Origin of the sequence: Ensifer sp. ENS07 (assembly GCF_014852185.1) — a bacterium.
In the GTDB taxonomy this organism is placed as follows: domain Bacteria; phylum Pseudomonadota; class Alphaproteobacteria; order Rhizobiales; family Rhizobiaceae; genus Ensifer; species Ensifer adhaerens.
The window spans coordinates 1-19,666 of the sequence record NZ_JACVBE010000002.1 but is presented as its reverse complement, the minus strand read 5'-3'; the positions used below and the strand labels follow the sequence as shown (position 1 = coordinate 19,666).

General features: G+C 58.3%; 25 protein-coding genes and 1 tRNA gene. 13 read left to right on the top strand and 13 right to left on the bottom strand.

The annotated features are described in order from the left end of the window. Positions 1–187 precede the first annotated feature (187 nt). A complete protein-coding gene (locus IB277_RS07165; RefSeq protein ID WP_192370899.1) occupies positions 188–1,945 on the bottom strand; it encodes a hypothetical protein in 1,758 nt (585 codons plus the stop codon). Positions 1,946–2,493: 548 nt separating this feature from the next. On the opposite strand from IB277_RS07165, the gene IB277_RS07160 reads away from it, so the two are divergent. Together IB277_RS07160 and IB277_RS07155 are read left to right on the top strand one after the other, a co-directional pair. Further along, positions 2,494–2,685: a helix-hairpin-helix domain-containing protein gene (locus IB277_RS07160; protein ID WP_192370898.1), complete on the top strand. Its 192-nt coding sequence runs from the start codon at positions 2,494–2,496 to the stop codon at positions 2,683–2,685. Positions 2,686–2,695: 10 nt separating this feature from the next. After that, positions 2,696–2,989, top strand: coding sequence for a hypothetical protein (locus tag IB277_RS07155; protein WP_192370897.1), 294 nt, complete (start codon positions 2,696–2,698; stop codon positions 2,987–2,989). A 1-nt stretch (position 2,990) separates the two neighbouring features. Here the strand turns inward: IB277_RS07155 and IB277_RS07150 are convergent, their stop codons facing one another. Further along, positions 2,991–3,254, bottom strand: a complete 264-nt coding sequence (locus IB277_RS07150) for a hypothetical protein (protein WP_192370896.1) — start codon at positions 3,252–3,254, stop codon at positions 2,991–2,993. A gap of 56 nt (positions 3,255–3,310) precedes the next feature. Here IB277_RS07150 and ligD point away from each other — a divergent pair, with 56 nt between their 5' ends. Continuing rightward, complete coding sequence (ligD, locus tag IB277_RS07145) at positions 3,311–4,294, top strand: non-homologous end-joining DNA ligase (protein ID WP_246812715.1); 984 nt, start codon at positions 3,311–3,313, stop codon at positions 4,292–4,294. Positions 4,295–4,302: 8 nt separating this feature from the next. Here ligD and IB277_RS07140 read toward each other — a convergent pair whose 3' ends face one another. Next, positions 4,303–4,650: a hypothetical protein gene (locus IB277_RS07140; RefSeq protein WP_192370895.1), complete on the bottom strand. Its 348-nt coding sequence runs from the start codon at positions 4,648–4,650 to the stop codon at positions 4,303–4,305. A 22-nt stretch (positions 4,651–4,672) separates the two neighbouring features. Next, positions 4,673–5,005, bottom strand: coding sequence for a hypothetical protein (locus IB277_RS07135; protein WP_192370894.1), 333 nt, complete (start codon positions 5,003–5,005; stop codon positions 4,673–4,675). A 248-nt stretch (positions 5,006–5,253) separates the two neighbouring features. Here IB277_RS07135 and IB277_RS07130 point away from each other — a divergent pair, with 248 nt between their 5' ends. Next, entirely contained in the window at positions 5,254–5,910 is a 657-nt protein-coding gene (locus IB277_RS07130; protein ID WP_192370893.1) for a hypothetical protein, read from the top strand. 370 nt (positions 5,911–6,280) lie between these two features. Here the strand turns inward: IB277_RS07130 and IB277_RS07125 are convergent, their stop codons facing one another. The 4 genes from IB277_RS07125 to IB277_RS07110 all read right to left on the bottom strand — a co-directional run bounded on the left by IB277_RS07125 (position 6,281) and on the right by IB277_RS07110 (position 8,721). Beyond that, the gene (locus IB277_RS07125; protein ID WP_371813570.1) at positions 6,281–6,508 is read right to left on the bottom strand and encodes a helix-turn-helix transcriptional regulator; all 228 of its coding nucleotides are present in this window, start codon (positions 6,506–6,508) and stop codon (positions 6,281–6,283) included. Continuing rightward, entirely contained in the window at positions 6,505–7,572 is a 1,068-nt protein-coding gene (locus tag IB277_RS07120) for a tyrosine-type recombinase/integrase (RefSeq protein ID WP_371813569.1), read from the bottom strand. Before IB277_RS07120 ends, IB277_RS07125 begins: the two co-directional genes overlap by 4 nt. Before the next feature lie 129 nt (positions 7,573–7,701). Further along, entirely contained in the window at positions 7,702–8,472 is a 771-nt protein-coding gene (locus tag IB277_RS07115; protein ID WP_192370891.1) for a hypothetical protein, read from the bottom strand. A 12-nt stretch (positions 8,473–8,484) separates the two neighbouring features. Then, positions 8,485–8,721: a helix-turn-helix domain-containing protein gene (locus tag IB277_RS07110; RefSeq protein ID WP_192370890.1), complete on the bottom strand. Its 237-nt coding sequence runs from the start codon at positions 8,719–8,721 to the stop codon at positions 8,485–8,487. Between the two features lie 116 nt (positions 8,722–8,837). Between IB277_RS07110 and IB277_RS07105 the strand changes: the two genes are divergently transcribed. Both IB277_RS07105 and IB277_RS07100 read left to right on the top strand, forming a co-directional pair. Then, positions 8,838–9,167: a hypothetical protein gene (locus tag IB277_RS07105; protein WP_192370889.1), complete on the top strand. Its 330-nt coding sequence runs from the start codon at positions 8,838–8,840 to the stop codon at positions 9,165–9,167. A gap of 193 nt (positions 9,168–9,360) precedes the next feature. Then, on the top strand, positions 9,361–9,696 hold the full coding sequence (locus IB277_RS07100) for a hypothetical protein (RefSeq protein WP_192370888.1): 336 nt from the start codon (positions 9,361–9,363) through the stop codon (positions 9,694–9,696). Between the two features lie 18 nt (positions 9,697–9,714). On the opposite strand, the gene IB277_RS07095 is transcribed toward IB277_RS07100, so the two are convergent. From IB277_RS07095 to IB277_RS07085, 3 genes are all read right to left on the bottom strand, one after another. After that, positions 9,715–9,903, bottom strand: a complete 189-nt coding sequence (locus tag IB277_RS07095) for a hypothetical protein (protein WP_192370887.1) — start codon at positions 9,901–9,903, stop codon at positions 9,715–9,717. 49 nt (positions 9,904–9,952) lie between these two features. Beyond that, positions 9,953–10,144, bottom strand: coding sequence for a hypothetical protein (locus IB277_RS07090; protein WP_192370886.1), 192 nt, complete (start codon positions 10,142–10,144; stop codon positions 9,953–9,955). A gap of 129 nt (positions 10,145–10,273) precedes the next feature. After that, positions 10,274–10,363: transfer RNA gene (locus IB277_RS07085), tRNA-Ser, on the bottom strand. A gap of 311 nt (positions 10,364–10,674) precedes the next feature. On the opposite strand from IB277_RS07085, the gene IB277_RS07080 reads away from it, so the two are divergent. From IB277_RS07080 to IB277_RS07065, 4 genes are all read left to right on the top strand, one after another. Continuing rightward, positions 10,675–11,709, top strand: coding sequence for a septal ring lytic transglycosylase RlpA family protein (locus IB277_RS07080; protein ID WP_060517172.1), 1,035 nt, complete (start codon positions 10,675–10,677; stop codon positions 11,707–11,709). A 63-nt stretch (positions 11,710–11,772) separates the two neighbouring features. Next, complete coding sequence (locus IB277_RS07075; protein WP_060517170.1) at positions 11,773–12,933, top strand: D-alanyl-D-alanine carboxypeptidase family protein; 1,161 nt, start codon at positions 11,773–11,775, stop codon at positions 12,931–12,933. A 101-nt stretch (positions 12,934–13,034) separates the two neighbouring features. After that, a complete protein-coding gene (tmk, locus tag IB277_RS07070; RefSeq protein ID WP_244497364.1) occupies positions 13,035–13,718 on the top strand; it encodes a dTMP kinase in 684 nt (227 codons plus the stop codon). Further along, a complete protein-coding gene (locus IB277_RS07065) occupies positions 13,715–14,743 on the top strand; it encodes a DNA polymerase III subunit delta' (protein WP_192370885.1) in 1,029 nt (342 codons plus the stop codon). Before tmk ends, IB277_RS07065 begins: the two co-directional genes overlap by 4 nt. Here IB277_RS07065 and IB277_RS07060 read toward each other — a convergent pair. After that, positions 14,738–15,043 carry a hypothetical protein gene (locus tag IB277_RS07060; RefSeq protein WP_060610969.1) on the bottom strand — a complete coding sequence of 102 codons (306 nt, stop codon included), beginning with the start codon at positions 15,041–15,043 and terminating at the stop codon, positions 14,738–14,740. The two genes, IB277_RS07065 and IB277_RS07060, sit on opposite strands and share 6 nt — an antisense overlap. A gap of 176 nt (positions 15,044–15,219) precedes the next feature. Here IB277_RS07060 and metG point away from each other — a divergent pair, with 176 nt between their 5' ends. The 3 genes from metG to IB277_RS07045 are packed head-to-tail and all read left to right on the top strand — an operon-like array spanning position 15,220 to position 18,400. Continuing rightward, positions 15,220–16,773, top strand: coding sequence for a methionine--tRNA ligase (gene metG / locus IB277_RS07055; protein ID WP_192370884.1), 1,554 nt, complete (start codon positions 15,220–15,222; stop codon positions 16,771–16,773). A gap of 12 nt (positions 16,774–16,785) precedes the next feature. Further along, positions 16,786–17,565 carry a TatD family hydrolase gene (locus IB277_RS07050; protein ID WP_192370883.1) on the top strand — a complete coding sequence of 260 codons (780 nt, stop codon included), beginning with the start codon at positions 16,786–16,788 and terminating at the stop codon, positions 17,563–17,565. Position 17,566: 1 nt separating this feature from the next. Then, positions 17,567–18,400 (top strand): MBL fold metallo-hydrolase, encoded by an 834-nt coding sequence (locus IB277_RS07045; protein WP_060517160.1) that lies wholly within the window; start codon positions 17,567–17,569, stop codon positions 18,398–18,400. 32 nt (positions 18,401–18,432) lie between these two features. On the opposite strand, the gene IB277_RS07040 is transcribed toward IB277_RS07045, so the two are convergent. Continuing rightward, positions 18,433–19,380 (bottom strand): phosphoribosylaminoimidazolesuccinocarboxamide synthase, encoded by a 948-nt coding sequence (locus tag IB277_RS07040; RefSeq protein WP_090301558.1) that lies wholly within the window; start codon positions 19,378–19,380, stop codon positions 18,433–18,435. Between the last annotated feature and the right edge of the window lie 286 nt (positions 19,381–19,666).

Here is a 19,666-nt window from a genome sequence, read left to right as displayed (position 1 = left end):
TATGCCACACCAAAGGTTGCTTCGTCATTCTCTAAAGCCGACAGTTTAGCTAACTCTCGCGCATTCTGTGGACAGCCACCCATTATTCGACGTTTCCACAACTGCAAAGCCCCGCTTGCCTTAACCGGTGAGCGGGGCTTTTTTGATCTACAAACAAACAATGCGTTGGTCCGTACGAGATGGCATTTTAAAGCCAGAAATCATTCGACATAGCCGCGGCAGCCGCAGACGGGTCAGCGGCTATGTTGATATTTATCGAGATGTCGTCGATCGATCCTTTGAGAAACTGGTTCTCAACTAAATTGGCAACACCATCGGTATCTGAGTCGAGCGAGACGCTGTACTTTTTCCAACTACTTGAGGTCGTGGTTACTGCAAACCTGAAAATGTCGATATCCACCAGCTTCAGAGCAATGCGCTCTAAGCTTTCGGCTCCAGAATCCGCTAGAATTTTGATTGGTATAGATACTTTTGAACCCGCCACATGATTTTGATCCGCGTTAATATTCACTTTGTAAAAAATGTTCCCCGTTGCGGGATCGGTGAGTATCGTGGGCTTATTGACGAAGTCCCAATCGGTGCCGAGCTTTGCACTACCTCCTGTCTCAAAGAATAGGCTGAACTTCTTGTCAGGTAGACCGCCGCCGTCATTCAAGAGGTCGAAAGTGGCATTAACTGTCTTTGCCACCGCGTCGGAAACGATCTTGGCGCCGTCTAAGTCGACTCCGCGTAGTACTGGATCCTTAATTGTCGATTGATTGTAGTTCCGGACGTTCACAGTCGCGGGTATTACGGGAAAGTAGGTTTCGCCGGAGGGTAGGTCGAAGCCGCTTGCTTGGTCGGAAAGGTGCGTAAAGAACTTCGAAAGAAAGGTGGCGCGGCTGCCGGCAATGAAACAACCTTCTGAATTTCCGATCGCCGTTCCGATATGAATATCGATGGCCGTTCTCTCGATTCCGTCGTCGTTTAGGGTGTTGGTACTGGGTGTTGAACCAAGCTCTATTAGTTGTCCCAAAGATCCCGTTGTCGAATATCTGTAATATGCGTAATATTCTCCTGTCGGGATCGGGGTGGCGTTGTCCCACTTGATTTTCACATCTGAATAGAGAAGCGAGCCGTTTTCGAACACGTCGAGCGTTCCGGTTCCATTAGCCTTTCTCTCAATGTCAAAATAAAGTTTCTGCAAAGAATGTTCGCCGTCGGAGAATTTTCCCAATTCACTATCAGTTATTAAATCCCTTCCTTCATTGGTTTTTAATACTACAGTTGAATCCTTGTCTTTATTCTGCGGGTCATTGAGTCCAAATATTGGTCTAGGCACGTCAAAAAAAAGTGTGTCATTACCAAGTCCACAGTTTAATGTATCATTACCCTTGCCTCCAAATATTTGGTCGTCGAAATTGCTTCCTATGACTGTGTCATTCCCTTCAAATGCTTGCATGTAACTAGAGAACATGCTTGCTGAGACCGGCGAGGTTGAGCTGAAGTGCCCATATTGGCCGTCAGGGCCAGTGAAAACCACTTTGGAGATCGTTGTAGCATCGACCTGATCATACCAGTCCAATGCTGCCTTGTCGTACGCGTCTATTGCATTCAGAGCGGCCGTTTGGGTTGAATAGGACGGTTTTACATAGTCTCTAGCGTCAGGAAAAAGCGGTGCGCTTCCGAACATCTTAAAAGCGAAGCCGCTCCCTGGGTTGGCGCTATAGAAGTAACCACTCCCGGGTTGATAGGCTCCGACGTTCTGCCCGTAGAACTCGCCCTCCCAATCATAGGAGATTGTCTGAACGTCACCGTTAACGTCGACAAAAGAAGTACTTATGTGCGTGTGGGGGTTGCCTACACGATCAGCAGGGCTGACGTAGTCGGTCTGAAGCGATGCTGCGAATTGTGGCGTGTGAGTGATGCCGACTTTCGATTGCGTGTAATTGAATCTAAACGTCATGTGGCCCTCCCGTTGACACGCTATGGAGCAAGTCCAGAGGCATATAATTTTAGAAAATCGACATATATCATATCAATGATGTACTGAACAGACCGGCACCACTATCCTTTGATGCGCCGTGCCAAAGATCAGCGACTTCGTTATGTCTATCAAACTTGTGCATGAGTTATCAAAGCGGCCGCGATGGCGTGCGCGATCACCGCAGGTTTCTTTGAGTCGACCTGTTTAGTAATCACCATTGAGCGGACCCCGGAGCGCAACGTCGCTTGGGGCTGGGGCGCGCTCCGGGGTCACAAGCGCCGATGGTTGACGCTCAACTAGCAATGGCAGGCGCCTCTCGATTCGACAATGACCTTAATCAATCTTTCCGTCCAGGAAAAATAAATGGCCCCGTCACGAGGGGCCCAAGAGAGAGGTGTGTTCCAATGAACCCTAGCTGGGGGAAGGGGAACACTCGGGCTCGTATTGTGAACCGCTATCGTGGTGACAGGTTCTCATACGTAGAATTCTACAAATTGCGAGACGTGAAAGCCTGATCTGATGCGGGCATGACCACGAAGCTTTCAGACTTGAGGTTGAGAAACCCAAAGCTCCTCGGCGAGCTCAAACGACGAGGGTTCGAGACCGTCGACGACATGAAGCAGGTTCCCACGACAGACGCGTTGCGGATGAAGGGAATGGGCTCCAAATCGTGGCAGAAAATCTGTGATGCCTTGGGCAGAGACCCAGCGCGGACGTGAGTCGAAAGCCATGAACGAGCGCTATCAGCCCCGCCACCAGTGGCGCCGCACCGAACTGGACGCCCACGACCCGCCGACGGAGTTTGATTGGCTCGGCTTCGACGGCATCGGCTACATAGGTCGCATCCGGAAAGAGACCGGCGGTCCAACGGCTGGCCGCTGGCAATGGGCGGGGTCCGTCCCCCGGACCTTCAAAGGGTCTCCGCCGATGCCGAACCAGGGCTATTGCGACACTGCGCGAGAGGCGACGGAGATGGTCGAGACCTATTGGGATTGGTGCCTCGCGCGGATGAGGGGCGAATAGGTCAATTCAGCAGGGGTGCCTTGGGCTTTCGAAGGATCACGCCGACGGCATCTTCGAACATCGTATCTTTGGCGTCGAGCGCGAGCCAGTGGTTATGCGCTAGTTCGATTAGGGCGTCGCAGACTTCTCTCTCAGACCAGCCGGCGTCCTCAGCTTCCTCGACCACCGCGCGGAAGATTTCCTCAAGCGCTAACTGGCAATCCAAATCCCGATCTGGGTATGAGCCCTGACGCTTCGGCGACGCAAAAATCGATGACTTCGGCATTTTCTTCCTCCGGTGCTGCAGCTGAGACGTTTTCGCTTTTCAGGCGTTAATACGTAATGGCTAAAACACTCAGGAAGAAAAGAGTTCCCGCGGCGCTTCCCGAACCGATGCCCCGCCGCGTCGATCCCTGCGTTGCAACGCTCGGCGACAAGCCTCCGAAAGGCCCGCAGTGGGCCTTCGAAGTGAAGTGGGACGGTTACCGACTGGCGGTGCATGTCGAGCCAGTCGAGGTGAGGGCGATTACCCGCGGCGGCTACGACTGGTCCAAGAAGTTTGGCTCGATCGTCGCCGAGGCGCGCGAGCTCGGCCATGCGACAATGATCATTGATGGCGAGGCGGTTGTTCTCGACGAGCAGGGCCGCTCCGATTTCGGTCTCCTGCAGCGCGCGGTCGGCAGGCGTCCGATCTCGCACGATGCCGCCGAGATCATCTTCTTCGCCTTCGATCTTCTCTATCTTGACGGGCAAGACCTCCGGATGATGCTGCTTGCCGAACGCCGGCAACTGCTCGAGCCTATCGTCGCCGGCAGGACTGGCGCGATCCGCTTCTCCGAGGAGGTGCACGCCGACGGCGCCGAGTTCTTCAAGATCGCTTGCGACATGGGGCTCGAAGGGATCATCGCCAAGCGGCGGGACGCGCCGTATCGATCGGGACGCCGGCCCGAATGGCTGAAGATAAAATGCGTTCGGCGAGACACCTTTGTAATCGTGGGCTACGAGCCGTCGACCGCGCCTGGCGCAATCGGCAGGTTGCTGTTGGAAGCAAGGAAGGGCGATAGCCTCGTCTATGTCGGAGGGTGCGGTACTGGATGGAGCAACAAGGAATCGACGCAGCTGCGCGAACTACTCGACGCGATCCCGGCCAGTCGGCCGCCGGTGGCGCTGAAGCGGAAGGGCGCCGTCTTCGCCGAGCCAATACTCGTCGCCGAGGTGGAGTATCGAGCCTGGACGCAAGATGGAAAGCTGCGGCATCCGTCGTTCAAGGGCGTGCGTGAGATGGAGGGGCCATCGAAGGTGTATGAGATTCCGCCGGATGGTTAGCCCCTAAATCACTCCTCCCACCATGCCATGTAGACGGAGTGGTTGTTGCCCTCCTCGGAAGTCACCCCGCCCGAGCTTCGATGGTGTTTACCGCGGCTTTTCTCGCGATATTTTTGGTATGAGAACGCAGATTGGTCGCTCTCAATCCGCATGTGCAAATGCTCTTCCAGATCGAGGGCATCTTTCTGGTCCAATCCGTCCGCTAGAATTACGAAATGCTGAAAGCCGTGAGGACGGTATGCGGCAAAACGCGATGAACCCTTAGACGAGTAGCCTATCAGGTATCCAGTGACGCGCGGCGACGCGCAGATGGCGTCAACCGTGTTGCCAAGCCGCAAAAGGAAGTCCTTCTTCATATCTATCCCGCCGGCGATTCGCCTACTTACACCCCTTCGCCTTCAGCGAAGATTCGATAGCCGTCACCTTACCCTTCGACACGGCAACCTGGCCTTCTTTATCGCCGCCGAACGTGCTCGACATCGGTACGCCGATCAGGAAAACGCCCATTGCGTCGCCGGTTGCGGCGTCGTGCTGCTGCTTCGAAAGGCTCGAGAGCGTCGCTTGCTCTTTAACGAGCTCTTGCGCGAGGCCCTGGCAGCTCTGATTTGAATAGGCGGCCATCGGAATGTCGACAGGCACGATCGCGTCCGGACGCTTGGCGCACGAAGAAGCAGCCAGCGCAACGGCCAGCACGGCGTAACGAACTTTCATTATTTCCCTCAGTCTTAACTAAATCAGCCCGAGTGCAGGTAAGCACGCCGCGCCGGCTGAGGGAAGGGCGCTCTATGCAGGGTTGAGATTTTGGCTGCACAATCCCCGGTTATTTTAGGGGTGGAAGTTATCGGCCCTAGGGCGAGCGCACCACCACAGATTGACGTCCGAATGTAGTGATTGCTAATATTTAAAGGCGGCATCTCTAGCGGGATCTTCGCTAGAAGACGGCGGGATGGGGGCTTGCGATGTTCTGGATCGGGGTTGTGCTGCAGGCGGCGTCAAATCTAGCGCTCGGATTTGGGGGGCTGCTCATCGCTTTCTATACGCTCACCGATGACGATAAACATACGGTGAGGGCTGCGCTCGTAAAAAGACTCACGTGGTCGCTCTTGGGGCTACTGGTGGTGCTAGTTGCGATCGTGGTCGCGACTATGCCTTGGCCGATCGCAGCCTACATCGATACTAAGAGTCTTTCTAAAGAGCTTGATGAACAACTGACAGCTTGTGTCATCCAGGAATACGGCGACATTGGCCGGCAACTGAAAGTGCTGCTTTTCGAGGGGCCATCCGCGCAATCGAGTAGCTTCGTGCTATCCCTAGAGCAATGTTTCGAGCAGGCGACCGGACAAAAATTGCCTAAGGAACATGGTGGTTTTCATGTCGCCTGGGTCTTCTCGCCTTGGACCGGCGGCAGGTTGGTGGGCCTCCTTATTAGTTTGGTCGCCATGATCATCACGCTGTTGGTCTTTAAAAAGGGCTTTCTCGAACTGACGCCGAAGGCGAGACATGCAGCGATCGCGAACGCCTTTTCCGCCGTCATTGTGGGAATCACCCTGCAGATATTCCTTCAGGGCGCAGGGGACCTGTTTCTCCCAGCACCAGTCATTCAAGTGAACGAGTAGGGCGGCCTGCTCATCGGAATTTCGACCAAATGCCAAGACTCTGCTCTACGAGTTGTTGACTAAATGTGTCTGGCGACTGTTTGTCGTTGCGACAGACAACAAGTTGTTGCACCCTAGGCTACCGGATCCGGGGAGACTGGCTGCAACCAATCTCCCCTTTGCGGGTACAGCTCCAGTCGCTGAGGGACGACATCGTTGTGTTTTCCAGGCACAGTCGTTTTCCTCGGCGACGGACGTATCATACGCGTGATCACCCACCCAAGACGCCCCGCCTCGCACATAATCCACAACAGTTTTAGCCGATTTATGGGCTTTTTGTTCGCTAAATGTTCTAGTTTGAGGCGGTATCCCCCCTGCAGGGCGTTAAACTTCACGACGCAAAGTCGTCCATCTCCTTTTCCGCCCGCCCCGCAATCCTCTCCTCGATCCACGCCAGCACTTCCGACCGCACGAACGCCACCCGGCGCTCGCCAAGCTCGACCGCACCAGGAAATCGGCCGGCGACGCGCAAACGGTTGACCATCGTGCGAGAGAGACTGGTCAGCGTGCAGACGTCTCTCATGGAAATGAGAATGGCGTTGACCATGGTTCGCCTCACGCTTCCGTCCAGGGACCCTCGGCGCCGCCGATTTCCCATTTTGCAATCGCCTGCTGAGCGAGCTCCCGCTGTCCACCAAGATAATGTACGTGGAGAATTGCGTCGATATCCTTTGGCGAATGACCTGTTACGGCTCCAATTTCCGCTATTGAGCATCCTGCGAGAGCCAACCTAGTGACCGCCGTACCTCGAAGATCGTGGAACGTTAGACCACTAACGCCTGCGGCGGCACATGCCTTTCGCCAGCTCGAATCAAAGCCCGCTGAGGTCCACGGCTTGCCACGCGTATTGGTGAGGATTGTCGGGGATTGGCGAGCAGAGTTTGCCAACGCCTCGCGCACAGCCCTTGCGGCCGGTATGTAGACACGCCGGCCCGTCTTGCCCTGTCTCAACCGGAAAGCGCGACCATCATAGGCGCTCCATGGAAGGGAGAGTAAGTCTCCCTTTCGCTGGCCCGTCCATAGGCCCAGGAGCAGGGCTAGCTTGAGCTCTTTCGTGGCAAATGCGTTGAACGTTGATATGTCGCTTGAAGTCCAGATTGCCTCGCGCCGATCGACTCGATAGAGGCGGCCGCCGCGCCTGGCGACGTTCGTTGAAAGCTCTCCGCGGTCCACACCAAACGACAGAACGCGGGTTAGTGTAGCCCAAGCATAGTCCGCGGAACGAGGGTGAGAGGAGATGCCGTCTCGCCACTCCTTGAACTTGCCGCGGGCGGAGGTCGTCTCAAGTTCTTCAAATGTTAGGTGGCCAAACGCGGCTCTTATGTCGTCAAGATATCGAGCGTATTCACGGCGAGTGTCTGCGCTCTTCAGCCTATAATCTGTCGAAGCCAGAAACTTTGTGATCAGCCCTGAAAGAGTCCCGGGATTGGGATTTCGTCGATCTTCATGAGCGTGGTCGAATTCGACCTGAAGGCACGGGTTACCCGGCTGAATAGGCGAGCCATCCTTGTGCTTCAGGAGCGGCCCGCCACGCCAAGCGTAGCAATAGTAGATCGTCTTGCCGTCGGCCAACGTCTTCTTGACCTTCGCGAGACCTTTCAATCCGTGAACGATCGAGGCCACTGCCACCTCCATGTTCGAGCAAAAACATTGCCGCCGGCACGGATGCCGGTCGCATTAGCTACGTCTCCTCGATGTGGTGGTGTGCGCTTGGTGGGCGCTATTGGAAGGTATTGGTTGGGAATGAAGCGGTCAACCGACGGCTTTCATCTCGTCAAGAAAATGCCAACCGAGTTCCTCCACTGTCTTGAAGTCGGCCAGTACTTGAGCGTGAAAAACTGCCAGAGGGGAGCCCTCGACTAGAGAATGCGCGATGATCGGGCGAAAGAACTTTAGCTTTTCCAGTTCTTTCTTTAGAGATTCATGGTTCTCAATGTTCCCAGCGCATAACTCGGTCCACGATAGCCGCTCCAACTCATAGTATTGTTCCTGATTTTTGGGATCTACCGAATAAGGCGGGATGTAAAGAGGTATGCGGTGGGCAAGGGAATCGCGGAATCCCTTCACGTGCGCGAACCAAGGATCTCGGCTCTTAAGGTAGTCCCGGAAAGGTGGCGGAAAGGATTTCCATACGTGCTTGTACCTGCGCCCGAGGCCAACCATCTTTTGTTCTAATGCTGAACCATCCGCTTGAACGACGCTCCTCTCAAGAACCCAAGTCCAAGTGAGGTTGTCTAGGCAACCGGATACGTTTGTGACCATCGCCTGAAGAGAGATGGAAACGTCCAACAGCGTTTCTCGCTGGGGCAAGCCTGCTTGATCAGGCGGTAAATCGGAAAACACCCTTTGAATGCATCGCGCTAAGGTGCCAATCCTTCTGCCGAAACCGTGTGTCCCATACTCACGACCGCGTTCAGTCTTATAGGGGTGGCGGACAAATGCCTCTCGCAACGCCAGATATTTGGGCTCAATTTCTTTGAAGCCTGTCGCCAATTCGTTGAGAGCATTCTCTGCGAAGTACATCGTGGACGCCATCTAGTTCGTAGGATGCATAGCAACACCCGGCCCTGCAGCAACGTCGCCATCCTCCAAGAATGTGACGCCAACCGACTCAAGCGCAGCGCGGATGGCGGCCAGGTTGTTGGCGATCGGTACCCGCTTGCCGGACTCGAAATCACGAAGCGTCGAGGGTGACACGCCGGCCGCTTCGGCAAGATACGGCTGTGTCCAATTTACAAGTGCACGTGCTGCGCGGCATTGAGCGGGCGTCATGTTCGACCTCATTAAAAAACACCAATGTCATTATTTAGTGTTGACATTGGTCTGATGTTGGTGTTTTTTAATGACATACCGCTTTTACGGTAACATCGCAACACGAGGAGACCAACATGACAAACGTTCGCAGATTAAGACCGGTGCCTGCCATCGCAGTCGAACTCGATGAAGGTTCAAGATTAAGACGCGCAACCGGGGAAGCCGGTTTAGAAAAAGCGCAGGGCGCCGAGCAAGGCCGCCCGCGCCAACCTTGGTCTGAAGACATCTACAACGTCCAGATGATGGCCAGGGTCGCGGTCACCCTGATCAACGAAGTCTTCACCAACGTTCGAGCGATGGAGGATCTTCACGAGATCGCGCTTCACGAGCAGATTGGATTTGACGAACTATGCTTCCAAGTCCACGCGCTTCGACACGCCGCCGAGGCGTTGCAGCCTCAATAGTTTCCTGCGGCTACCTCCGCAGACGTGCCCAGCGCGCCTCTGGCTGCGCGGGCCTTGTTTTCCACTACGCCACCACAGCGATCCGCCGGTCTCACCAGCCGGCGGTTTTTTGTGTTTGCAAGCGGTGCGCGGTCGTTCATCCGAGGTTCAGCCCAGATCGCCCAAAGTGATTATCAGATAGGAGGAGTTTGCTATGAAGAAGCTCTTGTCCGCCTTTGCAGCGATTGGCTTCGCAACCTTCGCGCTGCCGGTAAATGCCGCGCCCATTTTTGTTCCGCAGCCCGAGCAAGTGCAGACCAACAGCGTCGAACTGGTCAAACACCGGAGTCATCGACATTGGCGCGCAGATCGTCGCTGGGATAGGCGTTGGGATAGGCGACACGCCCGACGCGACTGCCGCTATTACGGCGGATGTTACCCCCGACACTACGGTTACTACGGCGGCTACCGTGACCGAGGCTACTATGGCTATCGCGATTACGGCCGCTACTATCGTCGATCAGGCGTTACAGTCTACTTCGATTTCTAGCGGAAGAAGGTCGGCACATCAGTGCGCTGATCCGGATCGCCGGCGGATATACAATAGGTTTAGCAGGTCGACGAGGTCGTCGGCTTGCTCGAGTTCTAGGCCAATCTGCTCGACGTCGTTCACCTGCGCAGGCATTCCGGTGAAGATGTCGAATACAGTCCACGTGTCATCAGGTTCTTTGCGAAGATCGTAGCGATTCTCTGTCATGGGCTGTCTCACTGGGGATGGAGGCAGTTTAGCACAGGGGCAGCGCGAGTCACGATTTCCGGTTGGTTGAGTGTCGGATCGCCACCATCAGCGTGTCCAGCTTCGAACGCGATGGCCCGAAGCGATCGTATAACTCCGCGGCGCGCTTGGCGCCGAGATCATAAACCGCAATGAATTCGTCGAGGCTGTAGGTATCGCGGGCTTGCGGGGAGGGTGTCGTTATGTGGCGCTGGGTTTCCATCCATGAGCAACGTCGAAATTGCTCGCATGTTCCAACCGGAGGTGCGGGAGATCACTTCTGGTCCTGGTTATGATAACCGGCGGATTTGTCGTCAAAAATAGAGAAAAGTACAATAAAAACAAAGAGAAATGGCGGACAGGGTGGGATTCGAACCCACGGTACGGTTTCCCGTACGCTGGTTTTCAAGACCAGAGCCTTAAACCACTCGGCCACCTGTCCTTGCCTGAAGCACCGCGCGACTGCGTGCCGGGCACGGCGTTATTGCGCGAAGCCTTGGCGCTTTGCAAGAATTAACATGCGTCGCTGCAAGATTTTCTCGACCGCTTTGAAGAGCAGGCGCCGGGCCCGATCACGTTAACCAGCCGTAAACCATAACTCACGAAATGCGGAGCCGACCTGTGGATGAGTTCGCATTTTTGCCTTGATGATGTCATGAATACACACCTGTTCCGTTTCGGGACGTCGAGATTTCCGCTGGGGGTAAGCGGAAGGTTTCGAGTACGGCTTTATCGATCGATGTTGTGGGACAGATGACCTCCAATAAAAATGCGGCATATCTGGTCAAGGGACTGCGCCTTGCGGCGATCCCGGCACTGTGCGTAACGCTTGCCGCCTGCGGCTCCACGTCGAATGTCAAGAAAACTGCGCGGAGCAAGGAGTACTTTCCTGAATCCGTCTATGGCGTAAAGGCGAGCCCGCGCGTTGCCACCGGCAACAACATCCCGAAGGGCGGCGGACGCTTTCAGGTCGGCAAGGCCTATCAGGTCAAGGGCAAGTGGTACCAGCCCAAGGAAGACTTCGGCTATAACAAGACGGGTATGGCATCCTGGTACGGCTCCGCCTTCCACGGACGCCTGACCGCCAACGGCGAAGTCTACGACAAGGCGCATCTGTCGGCCGCCCATCCGACGTTTCCGCTGCCGAGCTACGCCCGCGTCACCAACATGGAAAATGGCACCTCGGTCATCGTGCGCGTCAACGACCGCGGCCCCTACGAATACGGCCGCATCATCGACGTTTCCTCGAAAACGGCAGACCTGCTCGACATCAAGCGCAAGGGCAGCGCACAGGTGAAGGTGCAATATGTTGGCCGCGCACCGCTCGAAGGTAACGACATGCCTTACCTGATGGCGTCCTATGTCGAGAAGGGCCAGCGCGGCCCGAGCATCATGCCCGAAGGGCAGATCGCAACCGGCGTGATGGTTGCCTCGAACGAACCGTTCCGCAAGCAAAGCCTCGGCACCATCACCGTGCCGGCCAAGGCGTCGCTCGACGTCAGCGAACCGGTCACCGCGATGGCCGCGCCCGTGCCGCAGTTTGCCCAGCAGCCGGCGTCGTTCAACGAATTCGTCATGCTGCCGGAAATCGGCCCGATCCCGCGCGAGCGGCCGGAGTACATTCCGATGCCCGACGGCAACATGGCCTATGCGGCTGCCTATTACGAAGTTCGCGTCAGCGACGCCGAATCGCCCTTCGAAGCGATCATGGTCGACAAGAAGCAGCTAACGCCGCAAGTCATCGTCGACTACGCCAAGCGCCAGAAAACGAACGGTTCGGCCCGTTAACAGTTCTCGGCGTTGTGCCAAAATGACCACGCTGCTATGCCCGAGGGGAAACCGGAGTTTCCCATGCGCATGAAGATGCTTTCGGCCGCTTTCCTTGGCCTTGCGTTGTTTGCCGGCGCCGCATTCGCGCAAACGCCGGCACCCGCCTTCGACACCAAGGCAAAGCAGATCCTGCTGGTCGACGCAGAAACCGGCACGGTGCTTTTCTCGCGAGCCGAAAACGACCCGATCCCACCCGCTTCGCTTGCCAAGCTGATGACCATGGAGGTCGTCGCCGAAGCGCTCGGCAAGGGCGAAGTCTCGCCCGAAACCCTCTACGACGTATCGGAGCATGCGTGGCGGACCGGCGGCGCGCCGGCCGGCACCTCGACGATGTTTGCCGCTCTGAAGTCGCGCATCCGGGTCGCCGATCTCCTGCAGGGCGTAGCCGTTCAGCTGGCCAACGATGCCTGCATCATTCTCGCCGAGGGCATGACCGGCAGCGAAGGTGCGTTCGCTGAGCGCATGACGGCGCGCGCGCGCGAACTCGGCATGCCGGTTGCGACCTTCCGCAACGCCACCGGTCTGCCCGATCCCGGCAACAAGATCACGATGAGCGAGCTCGTGACGCTCGTCCGCCACCTGCACGAAGCGCATCCCGATCTCTACCGGCTCTATTCGCAGCCGGAATTCGAATGGAACAAGATCCTCCAACGCAACAAGAACCCGCTGATCTCCGCCAATATCGGCGTGGACGGCCTGGCAACGGGCTTTGCCGAAGGTTTCGGCTTTTCGCTCGCCGCGTCGCTGCAACGCGGTGACCGCCGCGTTTATCTCGCGATGGGCGGCCTTGAAACCGACAAGGAACGTATCGAAGAAAGCCGCAAGGTTCTCGACTGGGCGATGACCGCCTTCGAGAAGAAGCGGATCTTCGCCGATGGAGAAGCGATCGGCGAGGCAGCCGTCTATGGCGGCGACGCGTCTCACGTCGCGTTGGTGGCCGGCGGTCCGGTCGACGTGCTGCTGCCGGTCAACAATCCCGAGCGGCTGACGGCGCGCATCGTCTACAAGTGGCCCTTGCGGGCGCCGGTGACGGCCGGCACGGAAGTCGGCGTCGTCAAGCTGTGGAACGGCGAAAAACTGTTGCGCGAGGTCCCGGTCAAGACGGCCGGCGCGGTGGGGCAGGGAACCCTGACGAGCCGCGCGGTCGACGCCCTGCAGGAACTGCTTTTCTTCTGGCTCTGAGCCGCGCTCACTCGAATGCCTCTTCAAATCGTCACCTGACGGTTTCGCCCGGAGGACCAATCGGCTAAACAGGGCCAAACCGCATGCCGATACGGGAAAGCATGGTGTCGCTGAAAAAAGGTCTATTCGTAACATTCGAAGGCGGGGAAGGTGCCGGCAAGTCGACGCAGCTCCGCCTGCTAGCCGATTCCCTGCGCGCCCGCGGCTACGAGGTGCTGACGACGCGCGAGCCGGGTGGTTCTCCCGGCGCCGAGGCGGTGCGTCACGTGCTGCTTTCGGGGGCTGCGGAATCCTTCGGAGTGCGGATGGAGGCGATTCTCTTTGCCGCAGCCCGCAGCGACCATGTCGAGGAGGTCATCCGGCCATCGCTCGACAAGGGCATCATCGTGCTTTGCGATCGCTTCATGGATTCTTCGCGCGTCTACCAAGGCATCACCGGCAATCTCGAACAAAGCTTCGTCGAAAGCCTGGAGCGCGTAGCAATCAACGGTGTCGTACCGGACCGCACGGTGATCTTCGACCTGCCCGCCAGCGTCGGCCTCGAGCGGGCGCAACGCCGCGCCGGAGACGACAATCCCGATCGTTTCGAAAAGGAACAGCTAGAGACCCACGAGAAGCGGCGCGACGCCTTTCTCGACATTGCCAGACGCGATTCCGAGCGGTGCCGGGTGGTGGATGCGACGCAGCCGGTTGAGGCCATCGCCGCCGAGGTGCTTTCGCTTGTCGAAGCGCTTCTGCCGCATGGCGACGGCACGGACACGTCCGCCGAGGAAGCCGTGTCATGAGCGAAAGAGCCGGGGTCCTTGATGGCGCCATTGCGCCCGCGGAGAACAATCGTCTGTTCGGCCATGAGCAGGCGGAAGCCTTCCTGGCGCAGAGCTATCGCTCCGGCAAGGGGCACCACGCGATCCTGATCGAAGGGCCGGAAGGGATCGGCAAGGCGACGCTTGCCTTCCGCTTTGCCCATCACATCCTAAAAAATCCTGAACCGGCCGATGCGCCTGAAACGCTTGCCGACCCGGACCCGACCTCTGCGATCGGCAGGCAGCTTGCCTCCGGCGCCTCACACAATCTCCTGCACCTGGCCCGCCCGATCGATGAAAAGACGGGCAGGGCGAAGGGGGCGATCACCGTCGACGAGGTCCGGCGCGCGGGCAAGTTCTTCAGCCAGACCTCCGGCACGGGCAATTGGCGCATCGTCATCATCGATCCGGCCGACGATCTCAATCGCAATGCGGCCAACGCCATCTTGAAGATCCTCGAGGAACCGCCGCGCCGCTCGCTGTTCCTAGTGCTGACGCATGCACCCGGAAAACTGCTGCCGACGATCCGCTCGCGCTGCCTGCCGCTGCGACTGAAGCCGCTCGACGCAGCACCGCTCGGCCAGGCATTGGCGCATCTCGGTTTCGATCTCGAGGGCGAGAATGCCGGGCGCATCATCGCTGCCGCCAGCGGCAGCGTCGCCGAGGCGCTGAAGCTGATCAACTATGGCGGACTGGAAATCGCGGCAACCTTCGAGGGCATCCTTGCAGGGCAGGGACCGTCTGTCCGGAAAGACATGCACAAGCTCGCCGATGCCCTCGCCGGCAAGGACAGCGAAACGATCTTCGATTTCTTCCGGGCCCTTGCCAGCGATCGCATCATGCGGGAGGCGCGGGAGGCGGCCGTTTCGGGCGATATCATGCGCGCCGAACGCTTCGCCCGGCTGTCAGCCTCCGTGACCGAGCGACTGACGGTCAGCGATGCCTATAATCTCGACCGAAAGCAGACCATTCTGTCGCTGCTCGACGATATGAAAGCGGCGCTATAGCGCCGGCTGAAAACGCCATTTTCGCTCGATCGCCGCCTGGAGGTCCAGCTTGTGGTGCTGCGCGAAGAGCAGGACGTGCCCAAGAAGGTCTGCGGTCTCGTCGGCCATCTGTGTCCGGAGGTCGTCCGGCGATTTCCCCTGGGACCGCCCGCGACCGCTCAGCTTGTTCCAGGCCTGGGTCAGTTCCCCCATTTCCTCCTGCATCTTCAAGATGAACCAGTCGGGGTCGCGCTCGATCCCGTGCGCGGCGGCATAGCCGGCCGACGCGGTTTCAAATTGGCTGCCAAGTTGATCCAGCACGACTCACCCCTTCATTTGTTTCCTGTTTGTTCTAAATCTTGCACGCGGGGCGCGCAAGGAGGAGGGCGGTGGCGGCGGCCGCTTCGGGCGGGCTTTTCATGGATCGCATGTTTCTTCCTAACAGCGTATGCGCTAAGAGCGTGCGTAGCTTAATCCGAGATAGATCGAATCCGCCTATGAGAGACACGTCCCCCTTCTACATCACGACAGCGATTTCCTACCCGAACGGCAAGCCGCACATCGGCCATGCCTATGAACTGATCGCGACGGATGCCATGGCGCGCTACCAGCGCCTCGACGGACGTGAGGTTTTCTTCCTGACCGGCACGGACGAGCACGGGCAGAAGATGCAGCAGACGGCGCGCAAGGAAGGCGTGACGCCGCAGGAACTTGCCGACCGCAATTCGGCCGAATTCCAGAAGATGGCCGTGGCCCTGAACGCGTCCAACGACGATTTCATCCGCACGACCGAGCAGCGCCACCATCAGGCGTCGCAGGACATCTGGATCCGCATGGGCGAGGCGGGCGACCTCTACAAGGACTCCTACGCCGGCTGGTATTCGGTGCGCGACGAAGCCTATTATCAGGAGAACGAGACCGAGCTGCGCGCCGACGGCGTGCGCTACGGCCCGCAGGGGACGTCGGTCGAGTGGGTCGAGGAGCAGAGCTACTTCTTCAAGCTGTCCGAATACCAGGACAAGCTGCTGAAGCACTACGAAGAGAATCCGGATTTCATCGGCCCGGCCGAGCGCCGCAACGAAGTGATCTCCTTCGTGAAGTCCGGCCTCAAGGACCTCTCGGTTTCGCGCACCACCTTCGACTGGGGCATCAAGGTGCCGAACGATCCGGCGCATGTCATGTATGTCTGGGTCGACGCGCTGACGAACTACATCACCGCGACCGGTTATCTCGACGATCCCAAGGGCCCGCGCGCCAAGTTCTGGCCAGCGAACATCCATGTGATCGGCAAGGACATTATCCGCTTCCACGCGGTCTATTGGCCGGCGTTCTTGATGTCGGCCGGCCTGCCGCTGCCCAAGCGCGTCTTCGCGCACGGCTTCCTGCTCAACAAGGGCGAGAAGATGTCGAAGTCGCTCGGCAACGTCGTCGACCCGTTCAACCTCGTCGAACATTTCGGTCTCGACCAGATCCGCTATTTCTTCCTGCGCGAGGTGTCGTTCGGCCAGGACGGCAGCTATAGCGAGGAAGGGATCGCGACCCGCATCAATTCCGACCTTGCCAACGGCATCGGCAACCTGGCGAGCCGCTCGCTGTCGATGATCGTCAAGAACTGCGACGGCCAGGTGCCCGTGTGCGGCCCCCTGACCGACGAAGACAAAGCGATGCTGGCCGCCGCCGACGCGCTGCACGAGATCACGCGCGACGAGATGGGTAAGCAGATGATCCACCGGGCGCTGGCGGCGATCATCGCCGTCGTCTCCGAGACCGACCGCTACTTCGCCGGCCAGGAGCCCTGGGCGCTGAAAAAGACCGATCCAGCGCGCATGGGCACAGTGCTTTACGTGACGGCCGAAGTCGTGCGCCAGATCGCAATCCTGCTTCAGCCGTTCATGCCGGAATCCTCGGCGAAGCTGCTCGACCTGGTGGCTGCACCCGCCGACAAGCGTGACTTCGCAGCGCTCGGCGAGGCCGGACGTCTCGCCTCGGGCACGCCGCTCGAGGCGCCGAAGCCGGTCTTCCCGCGCTATGTGGCACCCGAAGCGCAGTAAGGCATCTTGAGCATGCTGATCGATACCCATTGCCATCTGGACTTCCCCGATTTCGAAGCGGAGCGCGACGCAATCGTCGCGCGGGCGCGCGAGGCCGGTGTCGAGCAGATGATCACGATCTCGACCCGCGTGAAGCGGTTCGAGACGATCCTTGCGATCGCCGAGGCCTATCCGAACATCTTCTGTTCCGTCGGCACTCATCCGCACAATGCGGACGAGGAGCTTGATATCACCACCGAGGATCTCGTGCGGCTTTCGGCCCATCCGAAGGTGGTGGCGATCGGCGAGGCGGGTCTTGATTACTTCTATGACAATGCGCCGCGCGGGGCCCAGGTCGAGGGCCTGCGTCGTCACATTGCGGCTGCCCGCGAGACCGGCCTGCCGCTCGTCATTCACAGCCGCTCGGCCGATGAGGACATGGCGGCGATCCTGACCGAGGAAACCGGGAAGGGGGCCTTCTCTTTCCTTCTGCACTGCTTCTCTTCCGGTCCGGAGCTCGCCCGTGTCGGCGTGGAGCTCGGCGGCTACGTGTCCTTTTCGGGCATCCTGACTTTCCCGAAATCCGAAGAGCTGCGTGAAATCGCCAAGACCGTGCCGCATGACCGGATGATCGTCGAAACCGACGCGCCGTACCTCGCGCCGAAGCCGTTCCGCGGCAAGCGCAACGAGCCGGCTTACGTTGCCCATACCGCAGCCGTGCTTGCCGAGACGATCGGCGTGACCACTGAGGAGATTGCAAGGATCACCACGGAGAATGCCTTCCGCGTCTTCTCCAAGATGCCGAGGCTCTGACGTGGCGTTCCGGCGCACTTTCACCATTCTCGGCTGCGGCTCGTCACCAGGCGTGCCGCGTATTACCGGTGACTGGGGCGCCTGCAATCCTGACAATCCGAAAAACCGGCGCATGCGCGCGGCCTTGCTCGTCGAGCAAATCGCGCCCGACGGCGGCAAGACGACCGTCGTCATCGACACCGGGCCGGATTTTCGTGCGCAGATGGTCGCAACGAACGTGCGCCACATCGATGCGGTGATCTATACCCATTCCCATGCCGACCATCTACACGGGATCGACGACTTGCGCGGTTACGTCATCGAAAACCGCAGGCGGGTGCCGATCTGGGCCGATGCCTATACGATGGGCCGTATTCGCGAGGGGTTTGGCTATTGCCTGGAATCACCGCCAGGCAGCGGCTATCCACCGATCGTCGAGCCGCACATCATTGCCGATGATCTGTCGCCGGTGGTGATATCAGGCGCCGGCGGGCCGATCGCGTTCCGGCCGCTGATGCAGTTTCACGGCAATATTCATTCTCTGGGCTTCCGCATCGGCGACTTTGCCTATTGCAGCGATGTCAGCGATTTTCCGGCCGAGACCATTGCCAAGCTCGGCGACCTCGATCTGCTGGTGATCGATACGCTGCAGTACAAGTTCCACCCGAGCCATCTGTCACTGGTGCAATCGCTCGGCTGGATCGAGCGCCTCAAGCCGAAGCGGGCGGTGCTAACACACATGCATGTGCCGCTGGATTACGACACGGTGCAAGGCGAGACGCCTGATCATATCGAGCCGGCATACGACCTGATGCGGCTCGAATTCGATGTCGATGATCCTACGCCCGGCGCCTAAATCAGATTAGAATAAATCTATAATATACTGATTTATTTCGAGAAATATGGCGTCAGGTTGGCGCGAATGCGATCCAGAACCGTCGCACCCGACAGGTCCGGAACGAAGCGCTGGCCGGTGATCTTTTCGAAGGCTTCGATATAGACCGCCGAGGTCTGCTCGATGAGATCAAGTGGAATTTCCGGGATCGGATCCTTGTAGGGATCGCAGCGCGCAGTGACCCAGGCACGGACGAAATCCTTGTCGAAACTCCTGGGACGTTCGCCGCGCTCGAAGCTTTCCTGGTAGCTGTCGGCGATCCAGTAGCGGCTGCTGTCGGGTGTGTGGATCTCGTCGGCGAGAATGATCGTGCCGTTTTCGTCGGTTCCAAACTCGTATTTGGTGTCGACGAGGATCAGGCCGCGCTCGGCGGCGCGCTCTTGACCGCGGGCAAACAGCGCAAGCGCATATTGCCAGACGGTATCGAGCTGTTCCTTCGTCAGCAGTCCTTGCTCGATGATCGCTTCGACCGAAAGCGGCTCGTCATGGCCGCCGTCGAAAGCCTTGCTGGTGGGCGTGATAATTGCCTGGGGAAGCTTCTCATTGTCGCGCATTCCGTCCGGCAGGGTGATGCCGTACATCTCGCGCTCGCCGTTGCGGTATTTCGTCAGGATCGAGGTACTGGTCGTTCCGGCGAGATAACCGCGCACGACGACCTCGACCGGCAGGATGTCGAGCCGCTTGCCGATGACGACATTGGGGTCCGGATAGCTGACCACATGGTTCGGGCAGATGTCGGCGGTTTCCTCGAACCAGTAGCGCGCCGTCTGCGTCAGCACGTGACCCTTGTTCGGGATCGACGTCAGGATGACGTCGAAGGCGCTGAGGCGGTCCGTCGCGATGATGATGCGGTTGCCATCGGGCAAGTCGTAGTTTTCGCGAACTTTGCCTTTGTAGCGGTTTGGCAGTTCCGGAATGAAAGCATCTGAAAGAACGCGCAATTCGCTCATCACATCTGGCCTTGAAAATGAGGTGTTCGGTTCGGGAACGCTAAGCAGGCTGGAAAGGCCCGGTCAAGCTCGCCAAGGCAACGTTCAGCCGCAATCCATGCTTTCCGGCATATACGTTAGTTCCATAATCTATCTTATGTGATCTTTGCATGTAGTGGCTATTTAGTAATGCGACAGTTGGGCCAGTTAGAGATGCGACAGTCTCGCCTCTCGACGCACTGGTCAAAGCCAACGTTGGGAGCAAGGATGACGACCTTCAGCCTGGTCGAGACCATGA

What these genes read in the sequence shown, in the direction of transcription:
- IB277_RS07160 (WP_192370898.1), top strand. Translation starts at nt 2,494, where the DNA reads ATGACCACGAAGCTTTCAGACTTGAGGTTGAGAAACCCAAAGCTCCTC.
- IB277_RS07140 (WP_192370895.1), bottom strand. Translation starts at nt 4,650, where the DNA reads ATGAAGAAGGACTTCCTTTTGCGGCTTGGCAACACGGTTGACGCCATC.
- ligD (WP_246812715.1), top strand. Translation starts at nt 3,311, where the DNA reads ATGGCTAAAACACTCAGGAAGAAAAGAGTTCCCGCGGCGCTTCCCGAA.
- IB277_RS07075 (WP_060517170.1), top strand. Translation starts at nt 11,773, where the DNA reads ATGCGCATGAAGATGCTTTCGGCCGCTTTCCTTGGCCTTGCGTTGTTT.
- tmk (WP_244497364.1), top strand. Translation starts at nt 13,035, where the DNA reads ATGGTGTCGCTGAAAAAAGGTCTATTCGTAACATTCGAAGGCGGGGAA.
- IB277_RS07110 (WP_192370890.1), bottom strand. Translation starts at nt 8,721, where the DNA reads ATGACGCCCGCTCAATGCCGCGCAGCACGTGCACTTGTAAATTGGACA.
- IB277_RS07130 (WP_192370893.1), top strand. Translation starts at nt 5,254, where the DNA reads ATGTTCTGGATCGGGGTTGTGCTGCAGGCGGCGTCAAATCTAGCGCTC.
- IB277_RS07155 (WP_192370897.1), top strand. Translation starts at nt 2,696, where the DNA reads ATGAACGAGCGCTATCAGCCCCGCCACCAGTGGCGCCGCACCGAACTG.
- IB277_RS07080 (WP_060517172.1), top strand. Translation starts at nt 10,675, where the DNA reads ATGACCTCCAATAAAAATGCGGCATATCTGGTCAAGGGACTGCGCCTT.
- metG (WP_192370884.1), top strand. Translation starts at nt 15,220, where the DNA reads ATGAGAGACACGTCCCCCTTCTACATCACGACAGCGATTTCCTACCCG.
- IB277_RS07135 (WP_192370894.1), bottom strand. Translation starts at nt 5,005, where the DNA reads ATGAAAGTTCGTTACGCCGTGCTGGCCGTTGCGCTGGCTGCTTCTTCG.
- IB277_RS07165 (WP_192370899.1), bottom strand. Translation starts at nt 1,945, where the DNA reads ATGACGTTTAGATTCAATTACACGCAATCGAAAGTCGGCATCACTCAC.
- IB277_RS07050 (WP_192370883.1), top strand. Translation starts at nt 16,786, where the DNA reads ATGCTGATCGATACCCATTGCCATCTGGACTTCCCCGATTTCGAAGCG.
- IB277_RS07100 (WP_192370888.1), top strand. Translation starts at nt 9,361, where the DNA reads ATGAAGAAGCTCTTGTCCGCCTTTGCAGCGATTGGCTTCGCAACCTTC.
- IB277_RS07065 (WP_192370885.1), top strand. Translation starts at nt 13,715, where the DNA reads ATGAGCGAAAGAGCCGGGGTCCTTGATGGCGCCATTGCGCCCGCGGAG.
- IB277_RS07150 (WP_192370896.1), bottom strand. Translation starts at nt 3,254, where the DNA reads ATGCCGAAGTCATCGATTTTTGCGTCGCCGAAGCGTCAGGGCTCATAC.
- IB277_RS07090 (WP_192370886.1), bottom strand. Translation starts at nt 10,144, where the DNA reads ATGGAAACCCAGCGCCACATAACGACACCCTCCCCGCAAGCCCGCGAT.
- IB277_RS07105 (WP_192370889.1), top strand. Translation starts at nt 8,838, where the DNA reads ATGACAAACGTTCGCAGATTAAGACCGGTGCCTGCCATCGCAGTCGAA.
- IB277_RS07095 (WP_192370887.1), bottom strand. Translation starts at nt 9,903, where the DNA reads ATGACAGAGAATCGCTACGATCTTCGCAAAGAACCTGATGACACGTGG.
- IB277_RS07115 (WP_192370891.1), bottom strand. Translation starts at nt 8,472, where the DNA reads ATGTACTTCGCAGAGAATGCTCTCAACGAATTGGCGACAGGCTTCAAA.